General features: G+C 73.4%; 21 protein-coding genes. 7 read left to right on the top strand and 14 right to left on the bottom strand.

Annotation, left to right across the window (positions count from 1 at the left end; genetic code table 11):
* Positions 1-183 precede the first annotated feature (183 nt).
* Positions 184-1,104, top strand: coding sequence for a UTP--glucose-1-phosphate uridylyltransferase GalU (galU, locus tag ABZ930_RS15660; RefSeq protein ID WP_361547470.1), 921 nt, complete (start codon positions 184-186; stop codon positions 1,102-1,104).
* A 41-nt stretch (positions 1,105-1,145) separates the two neighbouring features.
* Positions 1,146-2,177: a hypothetical protein gene (locus tag ABZ930_RS15655; protein ID WP_361547467.1), complete on the top strand. Its 1,032-nt coding sequence runs from the start codon at positions 1,146-1,148 to the stop codon at positions 2,175-2,177.
* 210 nt (positions 2,178-2,387) lie between these two features.
* On the opposite strand, the gene ABZ930_RS15650 is transcribed toward ABZ930_RS15655, so the two are convergent.
* From ABZ930_RS15650 to ABZ930_RS15630, 5 genes are all read right to left on the bottom strand, one after another.
* A complete protein-coding gene (locus tag ABZ930_RS15650; RefSeq protein ID WP_361547464.1) occupies positions 2,388-4,517 on the bottom strand; it encodes a 3-hydroxyacyl-CoA dehydrogenase NAD-binding domain-containing protein in 2,130 nt (709 codons plus the stop codon).
* Positions 4,514-5,731 carry an acetyl-CoA C-acyltransferase gene (locus ABZ930_RS15645; RefSeq protein WP_361547461.1) on the bottom strand — a complete coding sequence of 406 codons (1,218 nt, stop codon included), beginning with the start codon at positions 5,729-5,731 and terminating at the stop codon, positions 4,514-4,516. Before ABZ930_RS15645 ends, ABZ930_RS15650 begins: the two co-directional genes overlap by 4 nt.
* Before the next feature lie 244 nt (positions 5,732-5,975).
* Positions 5,976-7,286 carry a ribonuclease D gene (locus ABZ930_RS15640; RefSeq protein WP_361547458.1) on the bottom strand — a complete coding sequence of 437 codons (1,311 nt, stop codon included), beginning with the start codon at positions 7,284-7,286 and terminating at the stop codon, positions 5,976-5,978.
* A gap of 109 nt (positions 7,287-7,395) precedes the next feature.
* A complete protein-coding gene (locus ABZ930_RS15635) occupies positions 7,396-8,058 on the bottom strand; it encodes a response regulator transcription factor (protein ID WP_188336336.1) in 663 nt (220 codons plus the stop codon).
* A gap of 250 nt (positions 8,059-8,308) precedes the next feature.
* Positions 8,309-8,965, bottom strand: a complete 657-nt coding sequence (locus tag ABZ930_RS15630; protein ID WP_361547455.1) for a DUF3000 domain-containing protein — start codon at positions 8,963-8,965, stop codon at positions 8,309-8,311.
* A 177-nt stretch (positions 8,966-9,142) separates the two neighbouring features.
* On the opposite strand from ABZ930_RS15630, the gene hemE reads away from it, so the two are divergent.
* On the top strand, positions 9,143-10,222 hold the full coding sequence (gene hemE, locus ABZ930_RS15625; RefSeq protein WP_361547452.1) for a uroporphyrinogen decarboxylase: 1,080 nt from the start codon (positions 9,143-9,145) through the stop codon (positions 10,220-10,222).
* Positions 10,223-10,243: 21 nt separating this feature from the next.
* Here hemE and ABZ930_RS15620 read toward each other — a convergent pair whose 3' ends face one another.
* Both ABZ930_RS15620 and ABZ930_RS15615 read right to left on the bottom strand, forming a co-directional pair.
* Complete coding sequence (locus ABZ930_RS15620) at positions 10,244-11,629, bottom strand: FAD-dependent oxidoreductase (RefSeq protein ID WP_361547449.1); 1,386 nt, start codon at positions 11,627-11,629, stop codon at positions 10,244-10,246.
* Positions 11,630-11,656: 27 nt separating this feature from the next.
* Positions 11,657-12,667 carry a DUF4349 domain-containing protein gene (locus tag ABZ930_RS15615; protein WP_361547446.1) on the bottom strand — a complete coding sequence of 337 codons (1,011 nt, stop codon included), beginning with the start codon at positions 12,665-12,667 and terminating at the stop codon, positions 11,657-11,659.
* A 142-nt stretch (positions 12,668-12,809) separates the two neighbouring features.
* Here ABZ930_RS15615 and hemG point away from each other — a divergent pair, with 142 nt between their 5' ends.
* Both hemG and hemQ read left to right on the top strand, forming a co-directional pair.
* Positions 12,810-14,336, top strand: a complete 1,527-nt coding sequence (gene hemG, locus ABZ930_RS15610) for a protoporphyrinogen oxidase (protein WP_361547443.1) — start codon at positions 12,810-12,812, stop codon at positions 14,334-14,336.
* Between the two features lie 5 nt (positions 14,337-14,341).
* Positions 14,342-15,085 (top strand): hydrogen peroxide-dependent heme synthase, encoded by a 744-nt coding sequence (gene hemQ / locus ABZ930_RS15605; protein WP_361547440.1) that lies wholly within the window; start codon positions 14,342-14,344, stop codon positions 15,083-15,085.
* Positions 15,086-15,166: 81 nt separating this feature from the next.
* Here hemQ and ABZ930_RS15600 read toward each other — a convergent pair whose 3' ends face one another.
* The 5 genes from ABZ930_RS15600 to ABZ930_RS15580 form a co-directional block, all read right to left on the bottom strand.
* Positions 15,167-16,756: an alpha/beta hydrolase gene (locus tag ABZ930_RS15600; RefSeq protein ID WP_361547437.1), complete on the bottom strand. Its 1,590-nt coding sequence runs from the start codon at positions 16,754-16,756 to the stop codon at positions 15,167-15,169.
* 92 nt (positions 16,757-16,848) lie between these two features.
* Positions 16,849-17,613 carry a TIGR04222 domain-containing membrane protein gene (locus ABZ930_RS15595; RefSeq protein ID WP_361547435.1) on the bottom strand — a complete coding sequence of 255 codons (765 nt, stop codon included), beginning with the start codon at positions 17,611-17,613 and terminating at the stop codon, positions 16,849-16,851.
* Between the two features lie 59 nt (positions 17,614-17,672).
* Positions 17,673-18,452 (bottom strand): DUF4142 domain-containing protein, encoded by a 780-nt coding sequence (locus tag ABZ930_RS15590; RefSeq protein WP_361547432.1) that lies wholly within the window; start codon positions 18,450-18,452, stop codon positions 17,673-17,675.
* 189 nt (positions 18,453-18,641) lie between these two features.
* The gene (locus ABZ930_RS15585; RefSeq protein WP_361547429.1) at positions 18,642-19,955 is read right to left on the bottom strand and encodes a DUF692 domain-containing protein; all 1,314 of its coding nucleotides are present in this window, start codon (positions 19,953-19,955) and stop codon (positions 18,642-18,644) included.
* A gap of 558 nt (positions 19,956-20,513) precedes the next feature.
* Positions 20,514-21,260: a peptidyl-tRNA hydrolase gene (locus ABZ930_RS15580; protein WP_361547426.1), complete on the bottom strand. Its 747-nt coding sequence runs from the start codon at positions 21,258-21,260 to the stop codon at positions 20,514-20,516.
* A gap of 78 nt (positions 21,261-21,338) precedes the next feature.
* Between ABZ930_RS15580 and ABZ930_RS15575 the strand changes: the two genes are divergently transcribed.
* Together ABZ930_RS15575 and ABZ930_RS15570 are read left to right on the top strand one after the other, a co-directional pair.
* Positions 21,339-22,190, top strand: coding sequence for an ATP-binding cassette domain-containing protein (locus ABZ930_RS15575; protein WP_361547423.1), 852 nt, complete (start codon positions 21,339-21,341; stop codon positions 22,188-22,190).
* Positions 22,187-22,855: an ABC transporter gene (locus tag ABZ930_RS15570; protein ID WP_361547420.1), complete on the top strand. Its 669-nt coding sequence runs from the start codon at positions 22,187-22,189 to the stop codon at positions 22,853-22,855. The genes ABZ930_RS15575 and ABZ930_RS15570 overlap by 4 nt, the downstream gene beginning before the upstream one ends.
* On the opposite strand, the gene ABZ930_RS15565 is transcribed toward ABZ930_RS15570, so the two are convergent.
* Together ABZ930_RS15565 and ABZ930_RS15560 are read right to left on the bottom strand one after the other, a co-directional pair.
* Positions 22,852-23,028, bottom strand: coding sequence for a hypothetical protein (locus ABZ930_RS15565; RefSeq protein WP_361547417.1), 177 nt, complete (start codon positions 23,026-23,028; stop codon positions 22,852-22,854). The genes ABZ930_RS15570 and ABZ930_RS15565 overlap by 4 nt on opposite strands.
* 22 nt (positions 23,029-23,050) lie before the next feature.
* Positions 23,051-23,941, bottom strand: coding sequence for a polysaccharide deacetylase family protein (locus ABZ930_RS15560; RefSeq protein WP_361547414.1), 891 nt, complete (start codon positions 23,939-23,941; stop codon positions 23,051-23,053).
* Positions 23,942-23,960: the final 19 nt, after the last annotated feature.

Here is a 23,960-nt window from a genome sequence, read left to right as displayed (position 1 = left end):
TCGCAAAAGGTTGTACGCGGAGCCGTTGCGCTTTGACATAGATCCAGGGGCGGTTGCGAATCACTTCCACCGGGCGTCCGTGATGTCCGAAAGGCCGTGAAGGCATGGACCTGTGTGTGGTTAGTGTGAAGGAGTCCGACGATCATGAGAAGGCGCAGGTCACCGCCGCGCCAGGAGACAACCGTGCCAGTCAAGAACACCCGCGCCCGCAAGGCCGTCATCCCCGCCGCGGGACTCGGTACCCGCTTCCTCCCCGCCACCAAGGCGACCCCCAAGGAGATGCTGCCGGTCGTGGACCGCCCGGCCATCCAGTACGTGGTGGAGGAGGCCGTGCGCAGCGGACTCGACGACGTGCTCATGGTCACCGGCCGCAACAAGCGGGCCCTGGAGGACCACTTCGACCGTGCCTACGAGCTGGAGCACCTGCTGGAGCTGAAGGGCGATGCCGCCAAGCTGGCACACGTCCGGGAGTCCAGCGAGCTGGCCGACGTCCACTACGTCCGGCAGGGCGACCCCCTCGGTCTCGGGCACGCGGTGCTGGCCGCGGAACCGCACGTGGGCGACGCTCCCTTCGCGGTGCTGCTCGGCGACGACCTCATCGACGAGCGCGACCCGCTGCTCGCCCGGATGCTGGAGGTCCAGGAACAGCGCGGGGGCAGCGTCGTCGCCCTCATGGAGGTGGAGGACGACCGGACGCACCTCTACGGGTGCGCCGCGGTGGGCCCGGTGGACGGCGGCGCCGACGACGAACTGGTCGTGACCGATCTCGTCGAGAAGCCCGAGCCGGGCACCGCGCCCAGCAACCTCGCGGTGATCGGCCGCTACGTCCTCGCCCCGCAGGTCTTCGGGATCCTGCGCGAAACCCCGCCGGGTCGCGGCGGCGAGATCCAACTGACGGACGCCCTGCGACAGCTGGCCCTCGACCCGGCGCTGGGCGGCCCGGTGCACGCCGTGGTCTTCCGAGGCCGGCGCTACGACACCGGGGACCGCGGCGACTATCTGCGCGCGGTCGTCCGCCTGGCCTGCGAGCGCGAGGACCTCGGCCCGGAGTTCCGGACCTGGCTCGGCGAGTTCGTCCGGGAGCAGGGCATTCTGCCCGTCTGACCCGACACGGCCTTCTGTATGCGGCCGCATAAGCTGACAGTGTGAAGGGCACCTGGCTGATCCGTGGCCGCGACGGCGGCCTCTGCGTCTACGCGTGCGCCTCCGAGGGCGACGCGATCGTCTGCCGTGCCGAGATCCACCCCGGCGGTCCCTGGTCACCCCCGCGCACGGTCGGCGGCGACCAGCACGTCCATCCGTCCTTCGCCGTGGCGCGCAGCGCGAAGGGCTACGCACACCTGGTCTCCTGGCGCCCCACCGTCCCCGGCGAATCCGGTCTGGTCCACACGACCCACTTCCAGTCGCGTCTCGCGGCCCTCGACTGGACGCCCATCGGCCACCCGAACAAGAAGGGCGACCGCACGGGACCGCCCGCCGTCGCCGTCGACGCGCAGGGCCGCGCCCACGTCCTCGTCCGCAACAACGGCGGCGGGATCAGCATGCGCGCGCAGGCCGAGAAGGGCGGCTGGGAGCCGTGGCGCGACCTCAAGGGCTCGGACGTACGCGGCGAACCCGCGGCGGTGACAGGGGAGTCGGGCCTGATCGAGCTGTACGCGGCCACCTCGGACGGGCTACTGCGCTGGCGCCAGGAGAAGCCGGGCGGGGTCCCGGTCCTGGACGAGGAGGTCCAGACGGCGGCGCCCGGCCCCGACACCTTGTGGGCCCTCGCCACCTCGCCGGAACACACCACGCTCTTCTACGTGAACGGGGACGGCGGCCTGTGCGCGTGGCGCGGTGACGCCGACCCGGTCCTGGTTCTGGACGCGGCGGGCGACGGCCCCGTCACGGCGGTCCGCTGCCGCCTCGACGACGTGGACTGCACTCTTCTGGCCCAGCGGTCCCGGAACGGCCGGATCGCGTTCGCCGCGTATCCGACGGAGGTCGAGAGCGCGGGGGCCTGGTGGACGGAGTCGGGCGCCCCGCTGCCGCCGGACGCCCGCCTCGCCCTGACCGAGGACGCCGACGGCCGGGTGGTCGCCGCCGCGCATGTCCCGGGCGCTCCGGCCCGCCTGTTCCTCACCCGCCGCAAGAACGAGCCGGGGCTGGCGCTGGAAGCCTGGCGTCAGGCGTTCTGACTTCGGCTACCGGGCAGGACCTTTCCGCTTCGTACGCGGCTGACGGCCGGTGGCCGCTTCTCGCGCAGTTCCCCGCGCCCCTGAAGCGAGCGGAGCACGCCTTTCAGGGGCGCGGGGAACTGCGCGACCAGCCACGACGAGAGCCGCGGACGAAAACGACGATGGCCGCCCCCCTACGCACAGGGGAACGGCCACCGACGAAACTCCGTGCTACGCCGGGACGGAAGCCACCCCGGCCTCCAGGAACGGCTTGCCGTTCACCCGCTGCGAGACACCCTCACGGTCCAGGTACGGCGTGATGCCGCCCAGGTGGAAGGGCCACCCCGCACCGGTGATCAGGCACAGGTCGATGTCCTGCGCCTCGGCGACGACACCCTCGTCGAGCATGAGCCCGATCTCCTGGGCGACGGCGTCGAGCACGCGGTCGCGGACCTGCTCCTCGGTCAGGACGACGTCGCCCTGCTTGAGGAGCGCGGCGACCTCGGGGTCCAGCTCCGGCTTCCCGGAGTCGTACACGTAGAAGCCGCGCTTGCCGGCCTTGACGACGGCGGCCAGGTTCGGGGACACCGTGAAGCGCTCCGGGAAGGCGCGGTTCAGGGTCTCCGAGACGTGCAGACCGATGGCCGGGCCGACCAGCTCCAGAAGCACCAGCGGCGACATCGGCAGACCGAGCGGCTCGACGGCCTTCTCGGCGACCTCGACCGGCGTGCCCTCGTCGATGACGTTCTGGATCTCGCCCATGAAGCGGGTCAGGATGCGGTTCACGACGAACGCCGGGGCGTCCTTCACGAGCACCGCGGTCTTCTTCAGCTTCTTGGCGACACCGAACGCCGTGGCCAGCGCCGCGTCGTCCGTCTGCTCGCCGCGCACGATCTCCAGGAGCGGGAGGATCGCGACCGGGTTGAAGAAGTGGAAGCCGACGACCCGCTCGGGGTGCTTCAGCTTCGACGCCATCTCGGTGATCGACAGCGACGAGGTGTTCGTGGCGAGGATCGCGTGCGCCGGGACGACGGCCTCGACCTCGGCGAACACCTGCTGCTTGACGCCGATCTCCTCGAAGACGGCCTCGATGACGAAGTCGGCGTCGGAGAAGCCCTCCGCCTTGTCGAGCACACCGGAGACGAGGGCCTTCAGGCGGTTGGCCTTGTCCTGGTTGATGCGGCCCTTGCCGAGCAGCTTCTCGATCTCGGCGTGGACGTAGCCCACGCCCTTGTCGACGCGCTCCTGGTCGATGTCGGTCAGCACGACCGGCACCTCGAGGCGGCGCAGGAAGAGCAGGGCGAGCTGCGAGGCCATGAGGCCCGCACCGACGACACCCACCTTGGTGACGGGACGCGCGAGCGACTTGTCCGGCGCACCGGCGGGACGCTTGCCGCGCTTCTGCACCAGGTTGAACGAGTAGATGCCGGCGCGCAGTTCGCCGCCCATGATGAGGTCCGCGAGGGCCTTGTCCTCGGCGTCGAACCCGGCCTGGAGGTCCCCGCTCTTCGCGGCGGCGATGATCTCCAGCGCGCGGTACGCGGCCGGGGCCGCGCCGTGCACCTTGGAGTCGGCGATGAACCGGCCGCGCGCGACGGCCTGGTCCCAGGCCTCACCGCGGTCGACGTCCGGACGCTCGACCTTGACGTCGCCCTTCAGGACCTGGGCGGTCCAGATCAGCGACTGCTCCAGGAAGTCGGCGCCCTCGAAGATCGCGTCGGCGATCCCCAGCTCGTGCACCTTCTTGCCGTTGAGCTGCTTGTTCTGGTTGAGCGAGTTCTCGATGATCACCGAGACCGCGCGGTCCGCGCCGATCAGGTTCGGCAGCAGCGCGCAGCCGCCCCAGCCGGGGACGAGACCGAGGAAGACCTCGGGCAGCGAGAACGCGGGGAGCGCCTTGGAGACGGTGCGGTACGCGCAGTGCAGACCGACCTCGACGCCACCGCCCATCGCGGCACCGTTGTAGTACGCGAACGTCGGCACGGCCAGGCCCGAGAGGCGCTTGAAGACCTCGTGGCCGCCCTTGCCGATGGCGAGCGCGTCGTCGTGGTTCTTCAGCAGCTCGACGCCCTTGAGGTCGGCGCCGACCGCGAAGATGAAGGGCTTGCCGGTGATACCGACACCGACGATGTCGCCGTCGGCCGCCTCCTTCTCGACCTGGTCGATGGCGACGTTCAGGTTCGCCAGCGAGCCCGGGCCGAAGGTGGTCGGCTTGGTGTGGTCGAAGCCGTTGTCCAGCGTGATCAGCGCGAACCGGCCGGCGCCGTACGGCAGTTCCAGGTGGCGTACGTGCGCGGAGGTCACGACCTCACCGGGGAACAGCTCGGCCGCACCCTTCAAAAGCTCAGCGGTGGTGCTCACTTGTCCCCCTCGAAGTGCGGGTTTTCCCAGATGACCGTCGCGCCCATGCCGAAGCCGACGCACATGGTGGTGATGCCGTAGCGGACTTCCGGCTGCTCCTCGAACTGCCGGGCCAGCTGGGTCATCAGGCGTACGCCGGACGAGGCCAGCGGGTGACCGAAGGCGATGGCGCCGCCGTACTGGTTGACGCGCGGGTCGTCGTCGGCGATGCCGTAGTGGTCGAGCAGGGCGAGCACCTGGACGGCGAACGCCTCGTTGATCTCGAACAGGCCGATGTCGTCGATCGACAGGCCCGCCTTGGCGAGGGCCTTCTCCGTCGCCGGGATCGGGCCGTAGCCCATGACCTCCGGCTCCACGCCGACGAAGGCGTAGCTGACGAGGCGCATCTTGACCGGGAGGTTGTTCTCGCGGGCGAAGTCCTCGCTCGCGAGCAGCGACGCGGTGGCACCGTCGTTCAGACCGGCGGCGTTACCGGCGGTGACCCGGCCGTGGGTGCGGAACGGCGTCTTGAGCCCGGCGAGGTTCTCCAGGGTGGTCCCCGGGCGCATCGGCTCGTCCGACGTCACGAGACCCCAACCGGTCTCGCCCACCTCGGCGTTGGTGTTGCGCACCGAGATCGGCACCAGATCCTGCTGGATCTTGCCGTTCGCGTACGCCTTCGCCGCCTTCTCCTGCGAGCGCACGGCGTACTCGTCGGCGCGCTGCTTGGTGATGTGCGGGTAGCGGTCGTGCAGGTTCTCGGCGGTCATGCCCATGAACAGGGCGGACTCGTCGACCAGCTTCTCGCTGACGAAGCGCGGGTTCGGGTCGACGCCCTCGCCCATGGGGTGGCGGCCCATGTGCTCGACGCCACCGGCGATGACGGCGTCGTACGCGCCGAACGCGATGGAGCCGGCCGTGCTGGTGACCGCCGTGAGCGCACCGGCGCACATACGGTCGATGGAGTAGCCCGGGACCGACTGCGGCAGCCCCGCCAGGATGCCCGCCGTGCGGCCCAGGGTCAGGCCCTGGTCGCCGATCTGCGTGGTCGCGGCGATGGCGACCTCGTCGATCTTGGCCGGGTCCAGGTTCGGGTTGCGGCGCAGCAGCTCCCGGATGGACTTCACGACGAGGTCGTCGGCGCGGGTCTCGTGGTAGATGCCCTTCGGGCCCGCCTTGCCGAACGGGGTGCGGACGCCGTCGACGAAGACGACGTCCCTGACGGTACGAGGCACGATGGCTCTCCTCCAAGATGCGGGACGGCACTGCCGCGGCGCGCGACTGAGCGCGCGCTCACCCCTTCATGCTACTTGCGGGTAACCATGCTGCCCAGCCCCCTCGCCCGGAGCGGCGAACGTCACATCCGCGGGAGCCCGTCTTTCGGGTGCGCATGCCCGCGCCCCTGGGCGAGCGAAGCTCGCTTCAGGGGCGCGGGGAACTGCGCGACCAGCCACGACGAGAGCCGCGGCCGACGACGGATCAGGCGTGCGCGGTGGACAGGGCCGCGACCAGCCCCGGGGTCACCTGCTCGATCTGCCAGCGCCGGGCACCATGACCCGCCAGCGCCGCCGCAACAGACTCGGCGTCCACCGAGGACGGCGGCTCCCAGCACACCCGCCGCACGGTGTCCGGCGTGATCAGGTTCTCCTGCGGCATGTTCAGCGTCTCGGCCAGCGCCGTCACCCCGGCCCTCGCCGCGGACAGCCGGGCCGCGGCGGCCGGGTCCTTGTCGGCCCAGGCGCGCGGCGGCGGCGGCCCGGCGACCGGCTGCCCGGGCTGCGGCAGCTCGGACTCGGGCAGCTCCCGGGCCCGGTCGACGGCGGCCTGCCACTGCTCCAGCTGACGCCGGCCCATCCGGTGCCCGAACCCGGACAGCGCGGACATGGCCTGCACGTTCAGCGGCAGCGCCAGCGCGGCCTCGACGATCGCTCCGTCACCGAGCACCTTGCCCGGCGAGACGTCGCGCCGCTGGGCGACCTTGTCCCGCGCGGTCCACAGCTCCCGTACGACGGCCATCTGCCGGCGGCGCCGCACCTTGTGCATGCCGGAGGTCCGCCGCCACGGGTCCTTGCGCGGCGGCGCGGGCGGCGCCGAGGCGATCGCGTCGAACTCCTCGTGGGCCCATTCGAGCTTGCCCTGCCGGTCTAGCTCCTTCTCCAGGGCGTCCCGCAGGTCGACGAGGAGCTCCACGTCGAGCGCGGCGTAGCGCAGCCAGGGCTCGGGCAGCGGCCGCGTCGACCAGTCGACGGCGGAGTGTCCTTTCTCCAGGACATAGCCGAGAACGTTCTCGACCATGGCGCCCAGGCCCACGCGCGGGAACCCGGCGAGCCGCCCGGCCAGCTCGGTGTCGAAGAGCCGCGAGGGGCGCATGCCTATTTCGCGCAGGCACGGCAGGTCCTGGGTGGCGGCGTGCAGATCCCACTCGGCGTCGGCGAGCGCGTCGCCGAGGGCGGAGAGGTCGGGGCAGCCGACGGGGTCGATGAGCGCGGTGCCCGCGCCCTCGCGGCGCAGCTGCACCAGATAGGCGCGCTGCCCGTACCGGTACCCGGACGCGCGCTCGGCGTCGACGGCCACCGGGCCGGTGCCACGGGCGAAGGCCGCGACGACATCGGCCAGCGCGGACGGGTCGGCGATCACCGGAGGGATGCCCTCGCGGGGTTCGAGCAGGGGGACCGGTGCCCCGTCAGCAGTGACGTCGGTGTCCGGAGCCGGGTGCGTCTGCGGCTGCTGCCGCGGGGCTCCGGTGGTGCGCAGTGAGCTGTCTGCTGCGGTTTCTTGGGCGTCGGTCACCTGTCAAGGGTATCTGTGAACGGACGGCGCCCGTCGACGGAACGTTCCGTCGACGGGCGCCCAAGGTGCGTAAACCGGAAAGATCCGGCCAGCTGGCGAAAGCGGAGGTTCAGTGAATGATTCCGGTCCGGAGGGCGACCGCCACCATCCCGGCGCGGTCACCCGTGCCGAGCTTGCGGGCGATCCGGGCGAGGTGGCTCTTGACGGTCAGGGCGGACAGGCCCATCGAGACTCCGATGGCCTTGTTCGACTGACCCTCGGCGACGAGCCGGAGCACCTCGACCTCACGGCCGGAGAGCTCGCGGTAGCCGCCCGGGTGGCTCGGGGCACCCGGGGGGCGGCGGTGCATCCGGGCGGCGGCTGAGCCGATCGGAGCGGCACCGGGACGGGTCGGCATGCCGACGTTGGTACGGGTACCGGTGACGACATAGCCCTTCACGCCGCCCGCCAGGGCATTGCGTACGGCGCCGATGTCGTCGGCGGCGGAGAGGGCGAGGCCGTTGGGCCAGCCCGCGGCGCGGGTTTCGGAGAGAAGCGTCAGTCCGGACCCGTCGGGCAGGTGGACGTCGGCGACACAGATGTCACGGGGGTTGCCGATGCGGGGACGAGCCTCTGCGACGGACGAGGCCTCGATCACATCGCGTACTCCGAGCGCCCACAGATGGCGGGTGACGGTGGAGCGTACGCGCGGATCGGCCACGACGACCATCGCGGTCGGCTTGTTCGGGCGGTAGGCGACCAGGCTTGAGGGCTGCTCGAGGAGAACGGACACCAGGCCTCCTGGGGTGCGGGACGGGGCCGGCTCGGGGATGAAGCCGGGACGAACCGTGCTTTCAAGGTCACTGAGGTCTTCGGCAGCAAACCCGCCCGCCTTTAGAGAAAGATCACGATTTGGTGAGTAACAATTCACCCAATTCGGACAGGCGATCGATCATCCGAAGATCGAACCGAATCGATTCCCCCGGACAGCGGACATGCGAGAGGGGCGGTACGGCCTATGCGGCCGAAAACCGCCCCTCGAATCAGTGTGTCTGGGGACCCCTGCGCTGCGGCAGCGTCACGACCGCGCCGCCGTCACCGCCCTGCGGACCGGCCGGCGCCGGCGGCAGCCCGGCGAGCTGGCACAGCAGCTCGCACCACGCGGCCAGGTGCGCCGCCGTGTCCGGCACCCCGCCCCGCCCCTCGCGCGGCGTCCACGACGCGCGGATCTCGATCTGTGAGGCGGCGGGCCGGTCGCCGATCCCGCCGAAGTAGTGCGAGCTCGCCCGGGTGACCGTGCCCGACGGCTCCCCGTAGGAGAGCCCCCTCGCCCGGAGCGCGCCGGTCAGCCACGACCAGCACACGTCCGGCAGCAGGGGATCGGCCGCCATCTCCGGCTCCAGCTCCGCGCGGACCAGGGTCACCAGGCGGAACGTGCCGTGCCATGCCTCGTGCCCCCCTGGATCGTGCAGCAGCACCAGACGGCCGTCGGCCAGTGCCTCCGCGTCGTCCGAGTCGGGGCCCGGCTCGACGACCGCCGCCTCCAGCGCGTACGCGAAGGGGGCCAGGCGCTGGGGCGGGCGCGTGGGGTCGATCTCGATCTCCGGGCGCAGCCGTGCGACGCGCAGGGCGTCGACCGCCGTGCGAAAGGCAGGAGGGGCAGCGGGCGCCGTGTCGTCCTTCTTCTGTGCAGCGTTCATGTCCCGAGCGTTCTGCCCGTCCCTCACTGATTCACTCATTCTGTCGGCGTCGTCCGCGTGGTCGCCGGCCGCGGCCATGCCGGGAAGGTTAAGGGGAACGGAGGCCCGGCGCGGGTAGGGACACCCGTCGCGGACGCCGTTCCCGGGGTGACGCGCGAGCGTGCGAAACTCTCTCGTGTGAGTGCCAACACCGAGGCCACGGGCCAGCAGCCGTCAGCGACGACCGACGCAGTCAAGGATTCAGCTTTTCTGAAGGCATGCAGGCGCGAGCCGGTGCCGCACACCCCGGTGTGGTTCATGCGGCAGGCGGGCCGGTCGCTGCCCGAGTACCTCAAGGTCCGTGAGGGCATCCCGATGCTGGAGTCGTGCACGCGGCCCGAGCTGGTCGCCGAGATCACGATGCAGCCGGTGCGCCGCCACAAGGTCGACGCGGCCATCTACTTCAGCGACATCGTCGTCCCGCTCAAGGCCATCGGCATCGACCTCGACATCAAGCCCGGTGTCGGCCCGGTCGTCGCCAACCCGATCCGCAGCCGCGCCGACCTGGCCCAGCTGCGCGACCTGACCCCCGACGACGTCTCCTACGTCACCGAGGCCATCGGCCTGCTCACCGCCGAGCTGGGCGGTACGCCGCTCATCGGTTTCGCCGGCGCGCCGTTCACCCTCGCCAGCTATCTCGTGGAGGGCGGCCCGTCCCGCAACCACGAGAACACCAAGGCCCTCATGTACGGCGAGCCCCAGCTGTGGGCCGACCTGCTGGACCGGCTCGCCGAGATCACCTCCGCGTTCCTGAAGGTGCAGATCGAGGCCGGCGCGAGCGCCGTGCAGCTCTTCGACTCGTGGGTCGGCGCGCTCTCCCCGGCGGACTACCGCCGCTCGGTGATGCCCGCCTCCGAGAAGGTGTTCCGCGCGGTGGAGCCCTACGGCGTGCCGCGCATCCACTTCGGTGTCGGCACCGGTGAGCTGCTCGGCCTGATGGGCGAGGCCGGCGCGGACGTCGTCGGCGTGGACTGGCGCGTCCCGCTCGACGAGGCCGCGCGCCGCGTCGGCCCCGGCAAGGCGCTCCAGGGCAACATCGACCCGGCGATCCTCTTCTCCACCCCCGAGGCGGTCGAGGAGAAGGCGCGCGAGGTCCTGGACTCCGCGGCCGGCCTGGAGGGCCACGTGTTCAACCTCGGCCACGGCGTCCTGCCGACCACGGACCCCGAGGCCCTGACCCGCCTCGTGGACTACGTCCACACGCAGACCGCCCGCTAGGTCGCGACGGACGCGCGGGCGCTAGCCGCCCGCGCGCACCGCCGTCACCGCCTTGCGCGCCGCCACCAGGACCGGGTCCCACACCGGGGAGAACGGCGGTGCGTAGCCCAGGTCGAGCGCCGTCATCTGTTCCACCGTCATCCCGGCGGTCAGCGCGACCGCCGCCACGTCGACCCGCTTCGCGGCGCCCTCCCGGCCCACGATCTGCACCCCGAGCAGCCGCCCGGTGCGCCGCTCGGCCAGCATCTTGACCGTCATCGGCGCGGCCCCCGGGTAGTAGCCCGCCCGGCTCGTCGACTCGATGGTGACCGTCACGTACTGCAACCCGGCCCGGTCGGCGTCCTTCTCGCGCAGCCCGGTCCTGGCGATCTCCAGCTCGCACACCTTGCTGACGGCCGTGCCGACGACACCCGGGAACGTGGCGTACCCGCCGCCCACGTTCGACCCGATGACCTGACCGTGCTTGTTCGCGTGCGTGCCCAGCGCGATGTGCCGCTCGCGCCGCGACACCAGGTCGAGCACCTCGACGCAGTCGCCGCCCGCCCAGACGACCCCGCCCGCCGCGGACCCCCGCACCCGCATCGCCAAGTCCGTGAGCAGGCCGCCGTGTTCGCCGAGCGGCAGCCCCGCGGCCCGCGCCAGCGTCGTCTCGGGGCGCACTCCGATGCCCAGGACCACGACGTCGGCGGGGAACTCGGCGTCCCGCGTGACCACGGCCCGCACCCGCCCGTCGTCCCCGGTGCGGATCTCCGTCACCTCGGCGTCGTCGACCATGGTGATGCCCATGCCGGTCATCGCCTCGTGCACCAGGCGGCCCATGTCGGGGTCGAGCGTGGACATCGGCTCGGCGCCCCGGTTGACCACGGTCACCTCGTAGCCCCGGTTGAGCAGCGCCTCGGCCATCTCGACCCCGATGTACCCGGCGCCGACGACCACGGCCCGGCGCCCCGGCGTCGCCCGGAGCGTGTCGAGCAGCGCCTGCCCGTCGTCGAGCGTCTGCACCCCGTGCACCCCGGCCGCGTCGATGCCGGGCAGCTCGGGACGGACCGGCCGGGCGCCCGTCGCGATCACGAGCTTGTCGTACGGCGTCCAGGACTCGGCCCCGCTGTCGAGGTCGCGGGAGCGCACCCGGCGTTCCCGGACGTCCAGCTCCACCACCTCGGTCCGCATCCGCAGATCGATGTCGCGGGCCCGGTGCTCCTCGGGCGACCGCGCGATCAACTCGTCGCGCTCGCCGACCTGTCCGCCCACCCAGTACGGGATCCCGCAGGCCGAGTACGAGCTGAAGTGCCCCCGCTCGAACGCCACGATCTCCAGCTCCTCCGGGCTCCGGAGGCGGCGTGCCTGGGACGCGGCGGACAGGCCCGCCGCGTCGCCGCCGATCACCACAAGTCGCTCAGCAGTCATGGGCCCACGCTACGTGGATCACCCACGTCAGTCCTGCTCACCCGTGTCGGAGCGAGGGTGCGCGGGCAGCGGGCCGACCGCCGTGCGCAGCGGCTCCGGCGCGGGCCGCTTCGGCAGCCGGGGCCGGACCACCCGCAGCCACACCAGCACCAGCAGCGCCACCAGGGCCGCGAACGGCAGCACGGCCGCGAGGACGATCACGACCCACCTCAGGAACGCCACGAAGGCGCCCCAGCCGCCCGCCAGCGCGTCGAGGAACCCGGGGCCGTCGTCGTCCCCGCCGCCCGTCTTCGCCGGCGCCTCGGTCAGCTTCAGCGTGATCGTCGCCATCGTCGTGCGGTCCTTCAGGGACGCCTGCTGCGCGAGCAGCGACTCCAGCGCGGACTCGCGGCTGCTCAGCTCGCCCTCCAGCGCCACGACGTCGCTCAACCTCGTGGCCTTGTCCATGAGTTCCCGCACGCGCGCCACGCTGGCCCGCTGCGACGCGACCCGGCTGTCCACGTCCACGACCTGGTCGGTGACGTCCTGGGCGCTCTGGTTGCGGGACAACAGGCGTCCTGTACCCGCGAGTCGGCCGATCACCTTCTCGTACGACCCCTGCGGAACCCGCAGCGTGACCCGGGTGCGCTCGCGCCCGTGGCCGTCGCGGTCGGTCTCCTCGTCGCCGACGTAGCCGCCCGCGTTCTCGGTGGCGGCACGCGCCGCGTCGAGCGCGTCCGGCACGTCCTTGACCCGGACCGACAGGGAGGCGGTGCGGATGATGTGGGTGCCGGTCAGCTTCGGCGGCTTCGTCTCCTTCGCGGCGCCGTCGTTCGCCGAGCCCTCACTGCCGGAGCGGGCCGCCCCGCCGCCCGTGGCCTGCGAGTCCGCGTCGTTCCCCCCGCCCGCGGAGTCGGCCCGCGCGCCGGACTTGGCGTTGTCCCCGCCGGAGGTCGAGTCCGCACCCGAGCAGCCGGTCAGCGCCAGGGCCGCGGCGAGCAGCAGCGGAGCGAGAAGGCGCGGCGCCCGCCGCGGCGTGGTCGTGCCGGATGCCTGCATGGACGTACCCCCAGAGAAACGCCGGTCGTCGGACGCTTCCTTTGACGCGCGAGTGCGCCATTCGGTGATTGCCGGGCGGCGGCGAACCGGTAACGGTCGGGACTCGGCGGAGACGGCCGTCCGTTCTGAGAGAGTGGGAGACATGCGCGAAGCGGACACACGTACGGAAACAGAGACCGTCAGGGACGTCCTGGTGGTCGGGGGCGGCATCACGGGCCTGGCGGCCGCCCACCGATTGCTCGACCGGGATCCCGGTGTCCGGGTCACGGTCCTGGAGAGCTCCGACCGGCTCGGCGGCAAACTGCGCGCGGGCGAGATCGCCGGCGCGCGCGTCGACCTCGGCGCCGAGTCGATGCTGGCCCGCCGCCCCGAGGCCGTGGGACTCGCGAGGGAGGCCGGACTCGGGGACCGGCTCCAGCCGCCGTCGACCGCGACCGCCTCGATCTGGACCCGCGACGCGCTGCGCCCCATGCCCAAGGGCCATGTCATGGGCGTCCCCGGCACCGCCGACGCGCTCGCCGGTGTCCTCTCCGACGAGGGCCTCGCCCGCATCGCGCAGGACGCGGACCTCCCGCCCACCCCGATCGGCGACGACGTCGCCGTCGGCAGTTACGTCGCGGCGCGCCTCGGCCGCGAGGTCGTCGACCGCCTCGTCGAACCGCTCCTCGGCGGCGTGTACGCGGGCGACGCCTACCGCATCTCGCTGCGCAGCGCCGTCCCGCAGCTCTTCGAGGAGGCCCGCCGCCACACGTCCCTGACGGCGGCCGTCCGCGCGATCCAGGCCCGCACCCCCCAGCCCGCCGACCGGCCCGCCCCGGTCTTCATGGGCATCGAGGGCGGCGTCGGCACCCTCCCGGAAGCGGTGGCGAGGTCGGTCCGCGAAAAGGGCGGCGAGATCGTTCTCGGCGAACGCGCGGTCCAGCTGGGCGCGCGGGGAACGGTGCGGGCCACCACGAACGACGCGCACCCGACCGACAGGCGCACCCCCCTGTGGCGACTGGTCACCGAATCGGGCCGCACCTACCAAGCCCCCCGAGTGATCATCGCCCTCCCGGCCCCCGCGGCGGCCGGCGTCCTGCGCACCGCGTCCCCGAACGCCGCCCAGGAGCTGAGGGCGATCGAGTACGCGAGCATGGCCCTGATCACCCTGGCCTACCGCACGAGCGAGGCCGACCTCCCGCCGGGCAGCGGCTTCCTCGTCCCCCCGGTCGACGGCCGCACCATCAAGGCCGCCACCTTCGCCTCCCACAAGTGGGGCTGGATCGCCGAGGCGAACCCCGATCTGCGCATCGTGCGGACCTCCGTGGGCCGGTACGGCGACGACAAGGACCTCACCCGCGACGACGCCGACCTCGTCGGCATCGCCCGCCACGACCTGCGTGAGGCCGTCGGTCTGACCGCCACCCCCGTCGACGCGCACGTCACGCGCTGGCAGGACGGCCTGCCCCAGTACCCGGTCGGCCACGCCGACCGCGTCACCCGCGTCCGCGAGCACATCGGACGGCTGCCCGGTGTCGCCGTGTGCGGTGCCGCGTACGACGGCGTCGGCATCCCGGCGTGCATCGCGAGCGCGAACGCGGCCGTGGACGAGGTGTGCGGGGACCTCGCCGCCCGCGAGGAGCTGAAGGCCCACCCGGTGCAGAGCCTGCACGGCGGCGCGGGAGAATGAGGGACATGAGCGACGAGAACACCACCCCCGACGCGGCGGCAGCCCGCATCCCGAACAAGGGCAAGTTGGCGAAGGATCTCAACGAGACCATCCGCTACACGCTCTGGTCGGTCTTCAAGCTGAAGGACGTCCTCCCCGAGGGCACCGGGCGGGCCGGGTACGCCGAAGAGGTCCAGGAGCTGTTCGACCAGCTCGCGGCGAAGGACATCACGGTCCGTGGCACGTACGACGTGTCGGGCCTGCGCGCCGACGCCGACCTCATGATCTGGTGGCACGCGGAGACGGCCGACGAGCTGCAGGAGGCGTACAACCTCTTCCGCCGCACGAAGCTGGGCCGCGCCCTGGAGCCGGTCTGGTCGAACATGGCGCTGCACCGCCCCGCCGAGTTCAACCGCTCGCACATCCCGGCGTTCCTCGCCGACGAGACGCCGCGCGACTACGTGTCGGTGTACCCGTTCGTGCGCTCCTACGACTGGTACCTGCTGCCCGACGACGAGCGCCGCAAGATGCTCGCCGACCACGGCAAGATGGCGCGCGGCTACCCCGACGTGCGGGCCAACACGGTCGCCTCGTTCTCGCTCGGCGACTACGAGTGGATCCTCGCCTTCGAGGCCGACGAGCTGTACCGCATCGTCGACCTGATGCGTCACCTGCGCGCCTCCGAGGCACGGCGGCACGTCCGTGAAGAGGTGCCGTTCTACACGGGGCGCCGTAAGTCGGTCGCCGAACTGGTGGCAGGGCTCGCCTAAGCACAGTCAAGCCCCTCCGGCGATTGAGGAGCGGGGTCCGGGGCAGAGCCCCGTGACCTCAGCCCCTTCGGCGGAGGGGCTCTAACGGAGCGGCGTCGGCTCCGCGTGGGCCGCGCAGGACACCCCGCGCCGCTCCGGCACCCGGCCCTCCAGTACATACGCGTCGAAGTAGCCGTTGACGCAGGCGTTGGCGCCGCCGCCGATCCCGTGCGTCCCGGCGTCCCGCTCGGTCACGAGCACCGATCCGGCGATCCGCCGGTTCAGCTCCCGCGCGCCCGTGTACGGCGTCGCCGCGTCCCGCTCGGCGGCCAGGATCAGCGTCGGCGGCAGCTCACCGGGCGCCGTGCGCACATCGACCGGCCGCTGCCGCGGCGTCGACCAGTACGCGCAGGGCAGGTTCATCCACGCGTTGTCCCAGGTCTCGAACGGCGCCTTCCTCGCCAGCGCCGTGTTGTCCCGGTCCCAGACGCGGAAGTCCGTGGGCCAGGGCGCGTCGTTGCACTCGACGGCCGTGTAGACGGCGGTGCCGTTCTCGTTCTCCTGCTCGGCGCGCGCCCCCGACGGCGGCGTGGCCTGGCCGATCAGCGGCTTCGGGTCGCCCTTCAGATACGCGGACAGCGCGGCCGCCCGCATCGGCCAGTAGTCGTCGTAGTACCCGGCCTGGAGGAACGCCGACTGCAACTGCCCGGGGCCGACCTTGCCGCCGGCCGGCTCGTGCGCGAGCTCCGCGCGCACCTTCTCGTACGAGCGCAGCACCTCCTCGGGCGTCGCCCCCAGGCGGTACGTCCTGTCGTGCTTGGCGACCCACGTCCGGAAGTCGTTCCAGCGGCGCTCGAACGCCGCCGACTGCTCCAGGTTGTTCCGGTACCAGATCTGCTGCGGGTCCGGGTCGACCGCCGAGTCGAAGACCATCCGGCGCACGTGCGAGGGGAACAGCCGCGCGTACACGGCGCCGATGTACGACCCGTACGAGGCGCCCATGTACGTCAGCTTCGGCTCGCCCAGCGCGGCCCGCAGCACGTCCAGGTCACGGGCGTTGGCGAGCGTCGTGTAGTGCTCGATCCCCGGGTTCTTCGCGCAGCCCGCCGCGTACGACCTGGCCTGCGCGACGCGCTCCTTCTTGTACGAGGCCGAAGGGTGCGTCGGCGCCTGGGTCGGCGCCTTCGTGAAGTGCTTCGGGTCCTGGCAGGAGAGCGGCGCGGACCGGCCCACCCCGCGCGGCGCGTACCCGATCAGGTCGTAGGCCGCGCCGATGCGCTTCCACTCCGGCATCACGCCGGCCAGCGGGAAGTACATGCCGTTGCCGCCGGGGCCGCCCGGGTTGAACACGAACGCGCCCTGCCGCTCGCTCTTCTTGCCGCGCGCGGCCACCCGGCTGACCGTCAGCTCGATCTGCCGGCCGGCCGGCCGGGCGTAGTCGAGGGGGACGGAGACGGTGCCGCAGCGCACCGGATCGTCCAGGTCCTCCACCGCCGGGCAGGCTCCCCAGGTGATGCCCTCGACGGCGGCCCGCGCGGCGGCGACCGCCACACCGGCCTGTTCCGGCGCGGCGGCGGGGCCGGGGAGCGGGACGGGGGAGGCGGGGGACACGGGGGCGGCGGCCGGCGCGGACAGGACCAGCGTCCCCGCGGCGGCGCAGAGGACGAACGTGGCTCGCAACGCGTGTCTCATACGCGGATACTTCGTGCGGCGGTTGGTGATGTAAAGCACCGGTTCGCCGGTGTCGGATCAATGACCCCGATGCGTCGGCCCGGGGCCGCCGCTCATTCGGAGAGCGCGGCCCGCACCTGCGGATCGTCCACCGCGCGCAGCCCGCGCAGAGCGACCGCGAACAGGCTTCCCGCGGCCGCCGACCGCGCGGCGAGCAGCCGCTGCCCGACCGGCGAGGCCCAGCGCGTGTACGGGTGGATCTCGATCCGGGCGATGGCCAGACAGCTCAGGGTGAGCAGCAGCGGCAGCGCGAACCAGAGCGCCACCGGGGTCCGCTGCGCCTCGGCGCCCTCGCCCGGGGTGAACGTCGCGAGCGCGCCGAGCACGATCACCGCGACGGCCGCCGCCCGCACCTGCCGCACCGCTCCCGTGATCGCCGAACGGGCGGCCTCCGGGACCGCGAGGCCCGCCGCGACGAGCCCGTCGGCCAGGGCGCGCACCGTGTCGCCCGTGGCGGTGGCGGCACGCAGCGGCGCCGTCCGGGACTGCCCGCCGGGCCCGATCGCGCCGACCACGGAGCGCTCCATGGCGTCCGCGCCCACCGGGTCGACGACCGTCGCCCAGCCGGTGTGCGCGAGCAGCAGCCGGCGGCCGCGCGCCATCGACACCAGCGTCACGTCCACGACCCGCACCGGCCCGCCGGACAGGAACGCCGTCTCGTACAGGGACAGTTCGCGGTCCGGCGGGACGTGCGCGGCGGTGTGCGCGGTGCCTCCGGCGCGCTCGCCCTCGGCGGCGCGCACGGCCGCGAGGCACAGCCGTCCGCAGGAGACGGCGGCGGCCGCGCAGGCCAGGAGGAGGAACAGGACCCAGAACATGTGGTGTTTCTATGACAGGGGTTCGGGTCTCCGCTACGGCATATTCACCATGCGGACACTCATCGCCCGGCCGCCGGGCTGGACGCCGCGGGCGGCAGCGAGAACGTCGGCGACGGGGTGACCGGCGTCGCCGGGTCCGGGGACGCGGTCGGGCCGGGCGGCGCGGGGGAGCGGGTCCCGGGCGGCGGGCTCGCGGTGGCCGCGTTCCGCGCCAGCGTGTCGAAGTCGACCAGCCCCGTCGCCTCCAGGACCTTCATGTGGTCCAGGACCGTGGTGTTGGCGTCGTCCGCGAGCTCCCGTACGAGCGTGTTGCGGGTCTGGGCGCGCACCTGGGCGACGAGCGCGAAGACCTGGCCGTGGGCGCCCCGCAGGATGTTGGCGAACGTGCGCTCGTAGTCCAGGCCCTTCGCCGCGGTCAGCGTCCGCAGCCAGCCCCGCTGCTGGGCGTCGGGCTGGTTGGGCAGTTCGAGGTGGAGCCGCGCCGCGACCTCCCGCACCCGCGCGTCCAGGAACGTGTGGCCCTCGACCAGGTGCTCGCCCGCCGTCTCGATCGCCTTGCTCGGGGCCCGCTCCTCGGCCTGCTGTCCGGCGGGCAGCTCCCACAGCCCGGCGAGCCGCACCTTGGTGAGGAAGAGCCGGTCGGTCGCCGACAGCGGGCCGAACCGGGTCGGCACCGTCTGCGCGTCGAGCGTGTCCAGGCCGGTGGCCGACCGGTCCGCGTAGGACCAGATGGGGAAGGCGAGCGCGGCCAGAGTGGCCAGCAGTCCGGTGATGATGAGCGCCGTCCCGTCGATACGGGGGCCGGTACGGGTGCCGCGGGTCGGCGAGAGCAGTCGCATGGTGCCTCCTGGTGCGGCACCGCACGCTAGTGCGCCCCCGGCACCGGGTGCCGGGCATCCGCGCGGACTACGCCAGCCGCCGTACGGGACGCGGGGGTTGTGCGGGCCCGCGCGCTCCGACCCGGTGCGTACCCGGCCGGGGCACGCGGACCGCACCCTCCGGACCCCTGGGGCGCGCCCGGACGACGGTCAGCCCCTGCGCAGTGCGAACCGCGCGGCCCGCAGCGCCCTCGCCACAGGACGCCCCGCCAGCGGCGCGGGGCCGGACCGCTCCAGCCACCAGGCGGTCAGCTCCCGGCGCGGGCCGGCCTGCGGGACCCGCTGCTCCAGGAGCAGGTCCTCGGCGAAGTCCAGCGCGTCGCGCCGGTAGCCGTCGGTCATCGGCCGCCGCGCCGCGTAGGCGAGGAACGCCGTCCGGTATGCCGACGCGCCCAGGATCACCGGCAGTTCGGGCGCCACCTTGGCGACGACGTCGGCCCGCTTGCCCGCCAGCGCCCGGCTCTGCACGCCCAGCCGGACCCGGTCGAAGCCCTCCGGCGCCGGGGTGCCCGCGACCAGTGCGGAGAGCAGCGCGGTCTGGGCGAGGGCCACTCGTGCCCGTACGCCCTCGCCGGCCCCGGTCACGGCCGGGACCGGCGCGTCCGCCGTGGCGGCCGGTGCGGGACCGCCCGCAGCCCGCACCGTGGCCCGGATCGTCTCCACCTCGCGCCCCAGCTCTGCGGGGTCCTCGGGGAAGTTCTCGTCCCGTTCGAGCAGCACGCCCGGCGGTGTCACCCGGGAGGCCAGATCCGCCAGGATGTCCAGCACCGGCCGCGGCACCGGGTGGGCGTGGCTGTCGTGCCACACCCCGTCCCGCTCGAAGCCGCCCGCCACATGCACGTAGGCGATCGCCTCGACGGGCAGCTCGTCCAGCGCCTTGGCCGGGTCCTCGCCCCGGTTGACGTGGTTCGTGTGCAGGTTCGCCACGTCGATCAGCAGCCGGACGCCGGTGCGCTCCACCAGCTCGTACAGGAACTGCCCCTCGGACATCTCCTCGCCCGGCCAGCCGAACAGCGCCGCGATGTTCTCCACCGCGAGCGGCACCGGCAGGGCGTCCTGCGCGATCCGGACGTTCTCGCACAGCACGTCGAGCGCGTCCCGGGTGCGCGGCACCGGCAGCAGATGCCCGGCCTCGAGCAGCGGCGACGCGGTGCGCTCGCCGCCCGCCCTGACGAACGCGATGTGTTCGGTGACCAGTGGTGCCCCGAGCGCCTCGGCGCGCGCCGCGAGGTCGGCGAGCCGCCCCGCGTCGGGCCGCTCGGCGCCGCCGAGCCCCAGCGACACCCCGTGCGGCACGACGGTCACACCCCGCTCGCGCAGCCGCACCAGCGAGTCCGGCAGATGGCCGGGGCACACGTTCTCGGCGACGGTCTCGACCCAGTCGATCCCGGGCATCGCCTCGACCACTTCGGCGATCTCCGGCCGCCACCCGATACCGGTCCCCAGCCGCGGAAGCTGCCGCATGTCCGTCCCCCTCCTCCGCGCCGACGCTGTCCAGGTGTCATGGCCCCGGCGCGTCCGGCCGAACCCACGGGGAGAGACGTTCAGAGGAACATTTGAGGTTCCGCGAGGGCGCCGAGCGGCCGCCGCCGGCGGCTGAGCCGGCATCGGCGGCGGCCCTGGAACACGGGAACCTGCGCCTCCCCCTGCGCGGCTCGCGTGCTCACCGTCCTCGTCGGCCGGGGCGGGCGGGAGACCACCCCGAAAGAGTCGACAAGGACGAGAGGCCGGGGCCGAACGACGGCGTGAACGCCCCCGGCCGCTCGGGGTACGGCGGACGGAAGGAACCCGGGGTCTCGGGGGCGTGGTGCGAACGGACCGGGGGCCTCCCCGGCCGGCTCCACCCGCTGCTCCGCATCTCAGCCGATGCGGACACTGCATCCTTCGATGCTAGGCCTCCACGGGCCGGACCGCCAGGGTCCGATTAGCTCGCGTTCGAGGCGGACCACCAGGGTCGGCTCGGGTCCGCTCGGGCCGCGTTCGAGGCGGTCGGCCCTGCGCTCCCCATGCGTCACGCGTGCGTCACGCGTGCCCGAGCTCCGGCGACCAGCTGCCGTCCCGGGGGCCCTCGGCGACGACGGTGCACGAGCCCGGCGCGATCTCCGTGAACCCGGCGTCGCGCACCACCGGCAGCCCGGCGCGGGTCAGCGCCGCCCAGCGGTCCCGGTCCTCGCACACCCGCACCGTCAGCGGGAAGCCCGCCTCGCGCCACTCCTTGCGGCGCCCCTCCGGCAGCTCCCACCAGGCGAGCTGGGCGCCGTGCCCGGCCTGCGCCATGGCCTTGCCCGCGGTCATGTCCAGCTCCGGGTTGAGCCAGAGTGTCACCCCCGCCGCGCTCGGCGCGGGCGGCGGCTCGGGGTCGTCGAGATCCGTGCCGGAGACCTGGAGGCGGGCCAGGTCCTTGGGCCAGCCGTCGAGCGGGACCGGCGGAAAGACCCGCACCTCGGTCCCGCCGGCACCGGTCACCGTGATGCCCTCCAGCGCCTCGGCGCGCCGCCACTCGGCGCCCCGTGCCCGCCGCACCACCTTGCGGATCCGGGCGTCCTGCCAGTCGCTCATGGCCTGCGCCCACTCGCCGTCGCCGAGCGAACGCTCGTCCGAGAGGATCGTCAGCACGGCGCGGGCCGCCGTCTCCAGCGCGTCCGTGCGGGCGGGCGGCGCGGCCCGCTCGATCCGCACGACGAGCGGCAGCACGAACTGCGGCGCCTCGTCCCGCGCGGTGGGCTCGGACCGGAAAGGGCTGTCGGTGGCGGTGTCGTCGCTGGTCACGCCCTCCAGTCTGCCAGCCCGCCGGGCGCGCTCCCGGCCGCGTCCCCGCCCGGACCCGGCGTGCGGGACGATGTCCCCATGCGCCCCACGCCCACCGTCGCCCTCGAACGCGCCGGCCGCCGCTACGCGCTCCGCGGCCCCTGGGTGCTGCGGGACGTCGACCTCGCCGTGCCGCCCGGGTCCCTGGTCCGCGTCCGAGGAGCCAACGGCACGGGGAAGTCGACCCTGCTGCGGCTCGTCGCCGGGATCGACGCGCCCAGCCGGGGCCGGGTCGTCGGCCGCCCCCGCACCGCGTACGTACCCGAACGCTTCCCGGCCGCCCTGCCGTTCACCGCGCGCGGCTATCTCACGCATCTGGGCCGCATCCACGGTCTCGGCCGGGCGGAGGCGGCGCGGCGGGCGGGGGAGTGGCTGACACGGTTCGGTGCCGGGGGATACGCGGACACGCCCCTCGGCGAGCTCTCCAAGGGCAGCAGTCAGAAGGTCGCCGTCGCCCAAGCGCTGCTCTGCGCACCGGAGTTGCTCGTCCTCGACGAGGCGTGGACCGGTCTCGACACCGCCGCGCGCGAGGAGCTGGACCGGGCCGTCGCCGAGCGCACCGCGGCCGGCGGCGCCGTCGTCTTCGTCGACCACGACCCGCGCCGGCTCGCCGGAGCCGCGGACATCACGTACGTCATCGAGGGCTCAACCGTGCTGCCCGCCGCGGAAAGTGACGCTCCGTCGGCTTCGGGCGGCACCGTCGTCATCGACGCCACCGGCACCGGCGACCCGCCCGGCCTGACCCACCCGCACACCCTCACCCGCCTCGACGACCGCACCGTCCGCTTCACCGTGCCCGCCACCCACTCCGACACCGCCCTGCGTACGCTGCTGAACGCCCGCCCGCCCTGGCACATCACCGCCGTACGACACCCCGCGGAGAGCCGATGAGCATCGCCCTCCTCTCCTACCAGTCCGGCCTGCTGCTGCGCTCGCAGCGCTGGCTCGCACCGGTCGTCCTGTACGCGGCGTCCCTCGCGGTCGGCGTGCAGCAGGGCCAGCCGGTGCTCGACTCGCTCGGGTACGCCGCCGCGCTGCTGCTGCCCGTCGGGGCCTGGCTGGTGCGGATGTGCGTCTCCAACGAGCCGCCCGCCGCCCGGAGTTGCACGGCCGCCGCGACCGCGCCCTGGCGCGCGCACCTGGCGAGCCTGGTCACCGGGTTCCTCGCGACGGTGGTCATCGGCGCCGCCGCGACCGCCGTCGTCGCGCTCATCAGCGACGGCGCGAGCACCGACCACCGGACGAGGGTGGCGGTGCCGCCCGCGGCCGGAGCCGGGTTCCTCGCCGTGCTGGTGTGCGCGCTCGTCGGCGCCGGGGCGGGTGCGCTGACCACCTGGCCGGCGGTGCGCTCCACCGGCTTCGGGGTGGCCTCGATGCTGCTGTGCGCGGTGCTCGCCCTGGTCGCGCCGGTCTCACCGGCGAACGCGGCGGTGAGCTCCCTGATCACGGGCTCGCAGGACGGCGTGATCCCCGTACCCCTGCTCCCGCTGGCGGGCGCCGCGGCACTGGCGGCGGTCTGCGCGGCCGCCGCCTGCTCCCTGTCGTCGCGCCGCTAGCCGGAGCACGCGGCGCGCTGCGCCTCCTGCCACTCGCACACCGGGCACAGCGTCGCGCCCTTCGTGGACTCCGGGTGCTCCGTGGGCTTGCGGCACAGCACGCACTCGGCGAACGGTCCCTCGGCCTCGACGGGCGCCGCGGGGCGGGTGGCGGGGGTGCAGTAGTCGGCCATACGGCCAGCGTACGGCGGCGCGTCACGCCTTCCGGGCCGCGGCCCCCACCAGTTCCGACACCCGCACGAACCGGTAGCCCTTCGCCCGCAGCGCCGGCACCACGTCCCGCACCACGCGCTCCGTCGTCGGCGCGGCGCTGCGCGTGCAGTGCATCACGACCACCGATCCCGGCCGCACCCCGTCGAGGACCTGCCGGGTCACCGCTCCTGCGTCCGTCGCGAACGCGTCGCCGCTGACCACGTCCCACTGGATCGCCGTGACGCCGGCGGGGGTGAGGGCCTTCAGCGCCCGCTTGTCGTAGCAGCCGCCCGGGAAGCGGAAGTACGGCACGACGTGCCGCACCCCGGCCTTGCGGAACGCGGTGAACGCCTTCTCCACGTCCGCCCGCATCCCCGTCGCCGGCACGGTCGGCAGGCCGTAGCAGTCGCCGGTGAACGCGTAGTGGCTGTACGAGTGGTTGGCGACCTCGAAGAGCGGGTCGCCGCCGATGTCCTTCGCCTCGGCCGGGTACTCCTCGGCCCAGCGGCCGGTCATGAAGACGGTCGCCGGGACCTTCAGGCGGCGCAGCGTGGAGATGAGCCGCGGGTTGTCGAAGTGCTCGCCCGCGGCGGCCCGCGGTCCCTGGTCGGCGGTCATGTCGGCGTCGAAGGTGAGCGCGACGGTCCGCTCGGCCGCGTCCCGGGAGCCCCGGGCCCGCTCGGCGCTCTTGAAGACGGGGGTGAGCCCCGAGGGGCCGGGGGCGAGGCGGGGCGGACCGGTCGGTGTCGCCGCGGCCGACGGGCTCGCGGCGGGCCGCCCTGCCTGCCCCGGCGGCGCGTGTCCGGAACCGCCCGAGCAGGCGGCGGCCCCGAGCGCGAGGGCGCCGATGGCGCACGACAGGACGGCACGGCGAAGGGAGCGGTAGCTGATCACGCCGTGACGATAACTGTGT

The sequence above is a fragment of the Streptomyces sp. NPDC046716 genome (assembly GCF_040645755.1).
Taxonomy (GTDB): Bacteria; Actinomycetota; Actinomycetes; order Streptomycetales; family Streptomycetaceae; genus Streptomyces.
Note: the sequence above shows the minus strand (reverse complement) of the source record. Positions and strands in the feature narration are given on the sequence as shown.

What these genes read in the sequence shown, in the direction of transcription:
- ABZ930_RS15585 (WP_361547429.1), bottom strand. Translation starts at nt 19,955, where the DNA reads ATGCGGCAGCTTCCGCGGCTGGGGACCGGTATCGGGTGGCGGCCGGAG.
- ABZ930_RS15600 (WP_361547437.1), bottom strand. Translation starts at nt 16,756, where the DNA reads ATGAGACACGCGTTGCGAGCCACGTTCGTCCTCTGCGCCGCCGCGGGG.
- hemG (WP_361547443.1), top strand. Translation starts at nt 12,810, where the DNA reads ATGCGCGAAGCGGACACACGTACGGAAACAGAGACCGTCAGGGACGTC.
- ABZ930_RS15615 (WP_361547446.1), bottom strand. Translation starts at nt 12,667, where the DNA reads ATGCAGGCATCCGGCACGACCACGCCGCGGCGGGCGCCGCGCCTTCTC.
- ABZ930_RS15570 (WP_361547420.1), top strand. Translation starts at nt 22,187, where the DNA reads ATGAGCATCGCCCTCCTCTCCTACCAGTCCGGCCTGCTGCTGCGCTCG.
- ABZ930_RS15575 (WP_361547423.1), top strand. Translation starts at nt 21,339, where the DNA reads ATGCGCCCCACGCCCACCGTCGCCCTCGAACGCGCCGGCCGCCGCTAC.
- hemQ (WP_361547440.1), top strand. Translation starts at nt 14,342, where the DNA reads ATGAGCGACGAGAACACCACCCCCGACGCGGCGGCAGCCCGCATCCCG.
- ABZ930_RS15565 (WP_361547417.1), bottom strand. Translation starts at nt 23,028, where the DNA reads ATGGCCGACTACTGCACCCCCGCCACCCGCCCCGCGGCGCCCGTCGAG.
- ABZ930_RS15630 (WP_361547455.1), bottom strand. Translation starts at nt 8,965, where the DNA reads ATGAACGCTGCACAGAAGAAGGACGACACGGCGCCCGCTGCCCCTCCT.
- ABZ930_RS15590 (WP_361547432.1), bottom strand. Translation starts at nt 18,452, where the DNA reads ATGCGACTGCTCTCGCCGACCCGCGGCACCCGTACCGGCCCCCGTATC.
- ABZ930_RS15620 (WP_361547449.1), bottom strand. Translation starts at nt 11,629, where the DNA reads ATGACTGCTGAGCGACTTGTGGTGATCGGCGGCGACGCGGCGGGCCTG.
- ABZ930_RS15595 (WP_361547435.1), bottom strand. Translation starts at nt 17,613, where the DNA reads ATGTTCTGGGTCCTGTTCCTCCTCCTGGCCTGCGCGGCCGCCGCCGTC.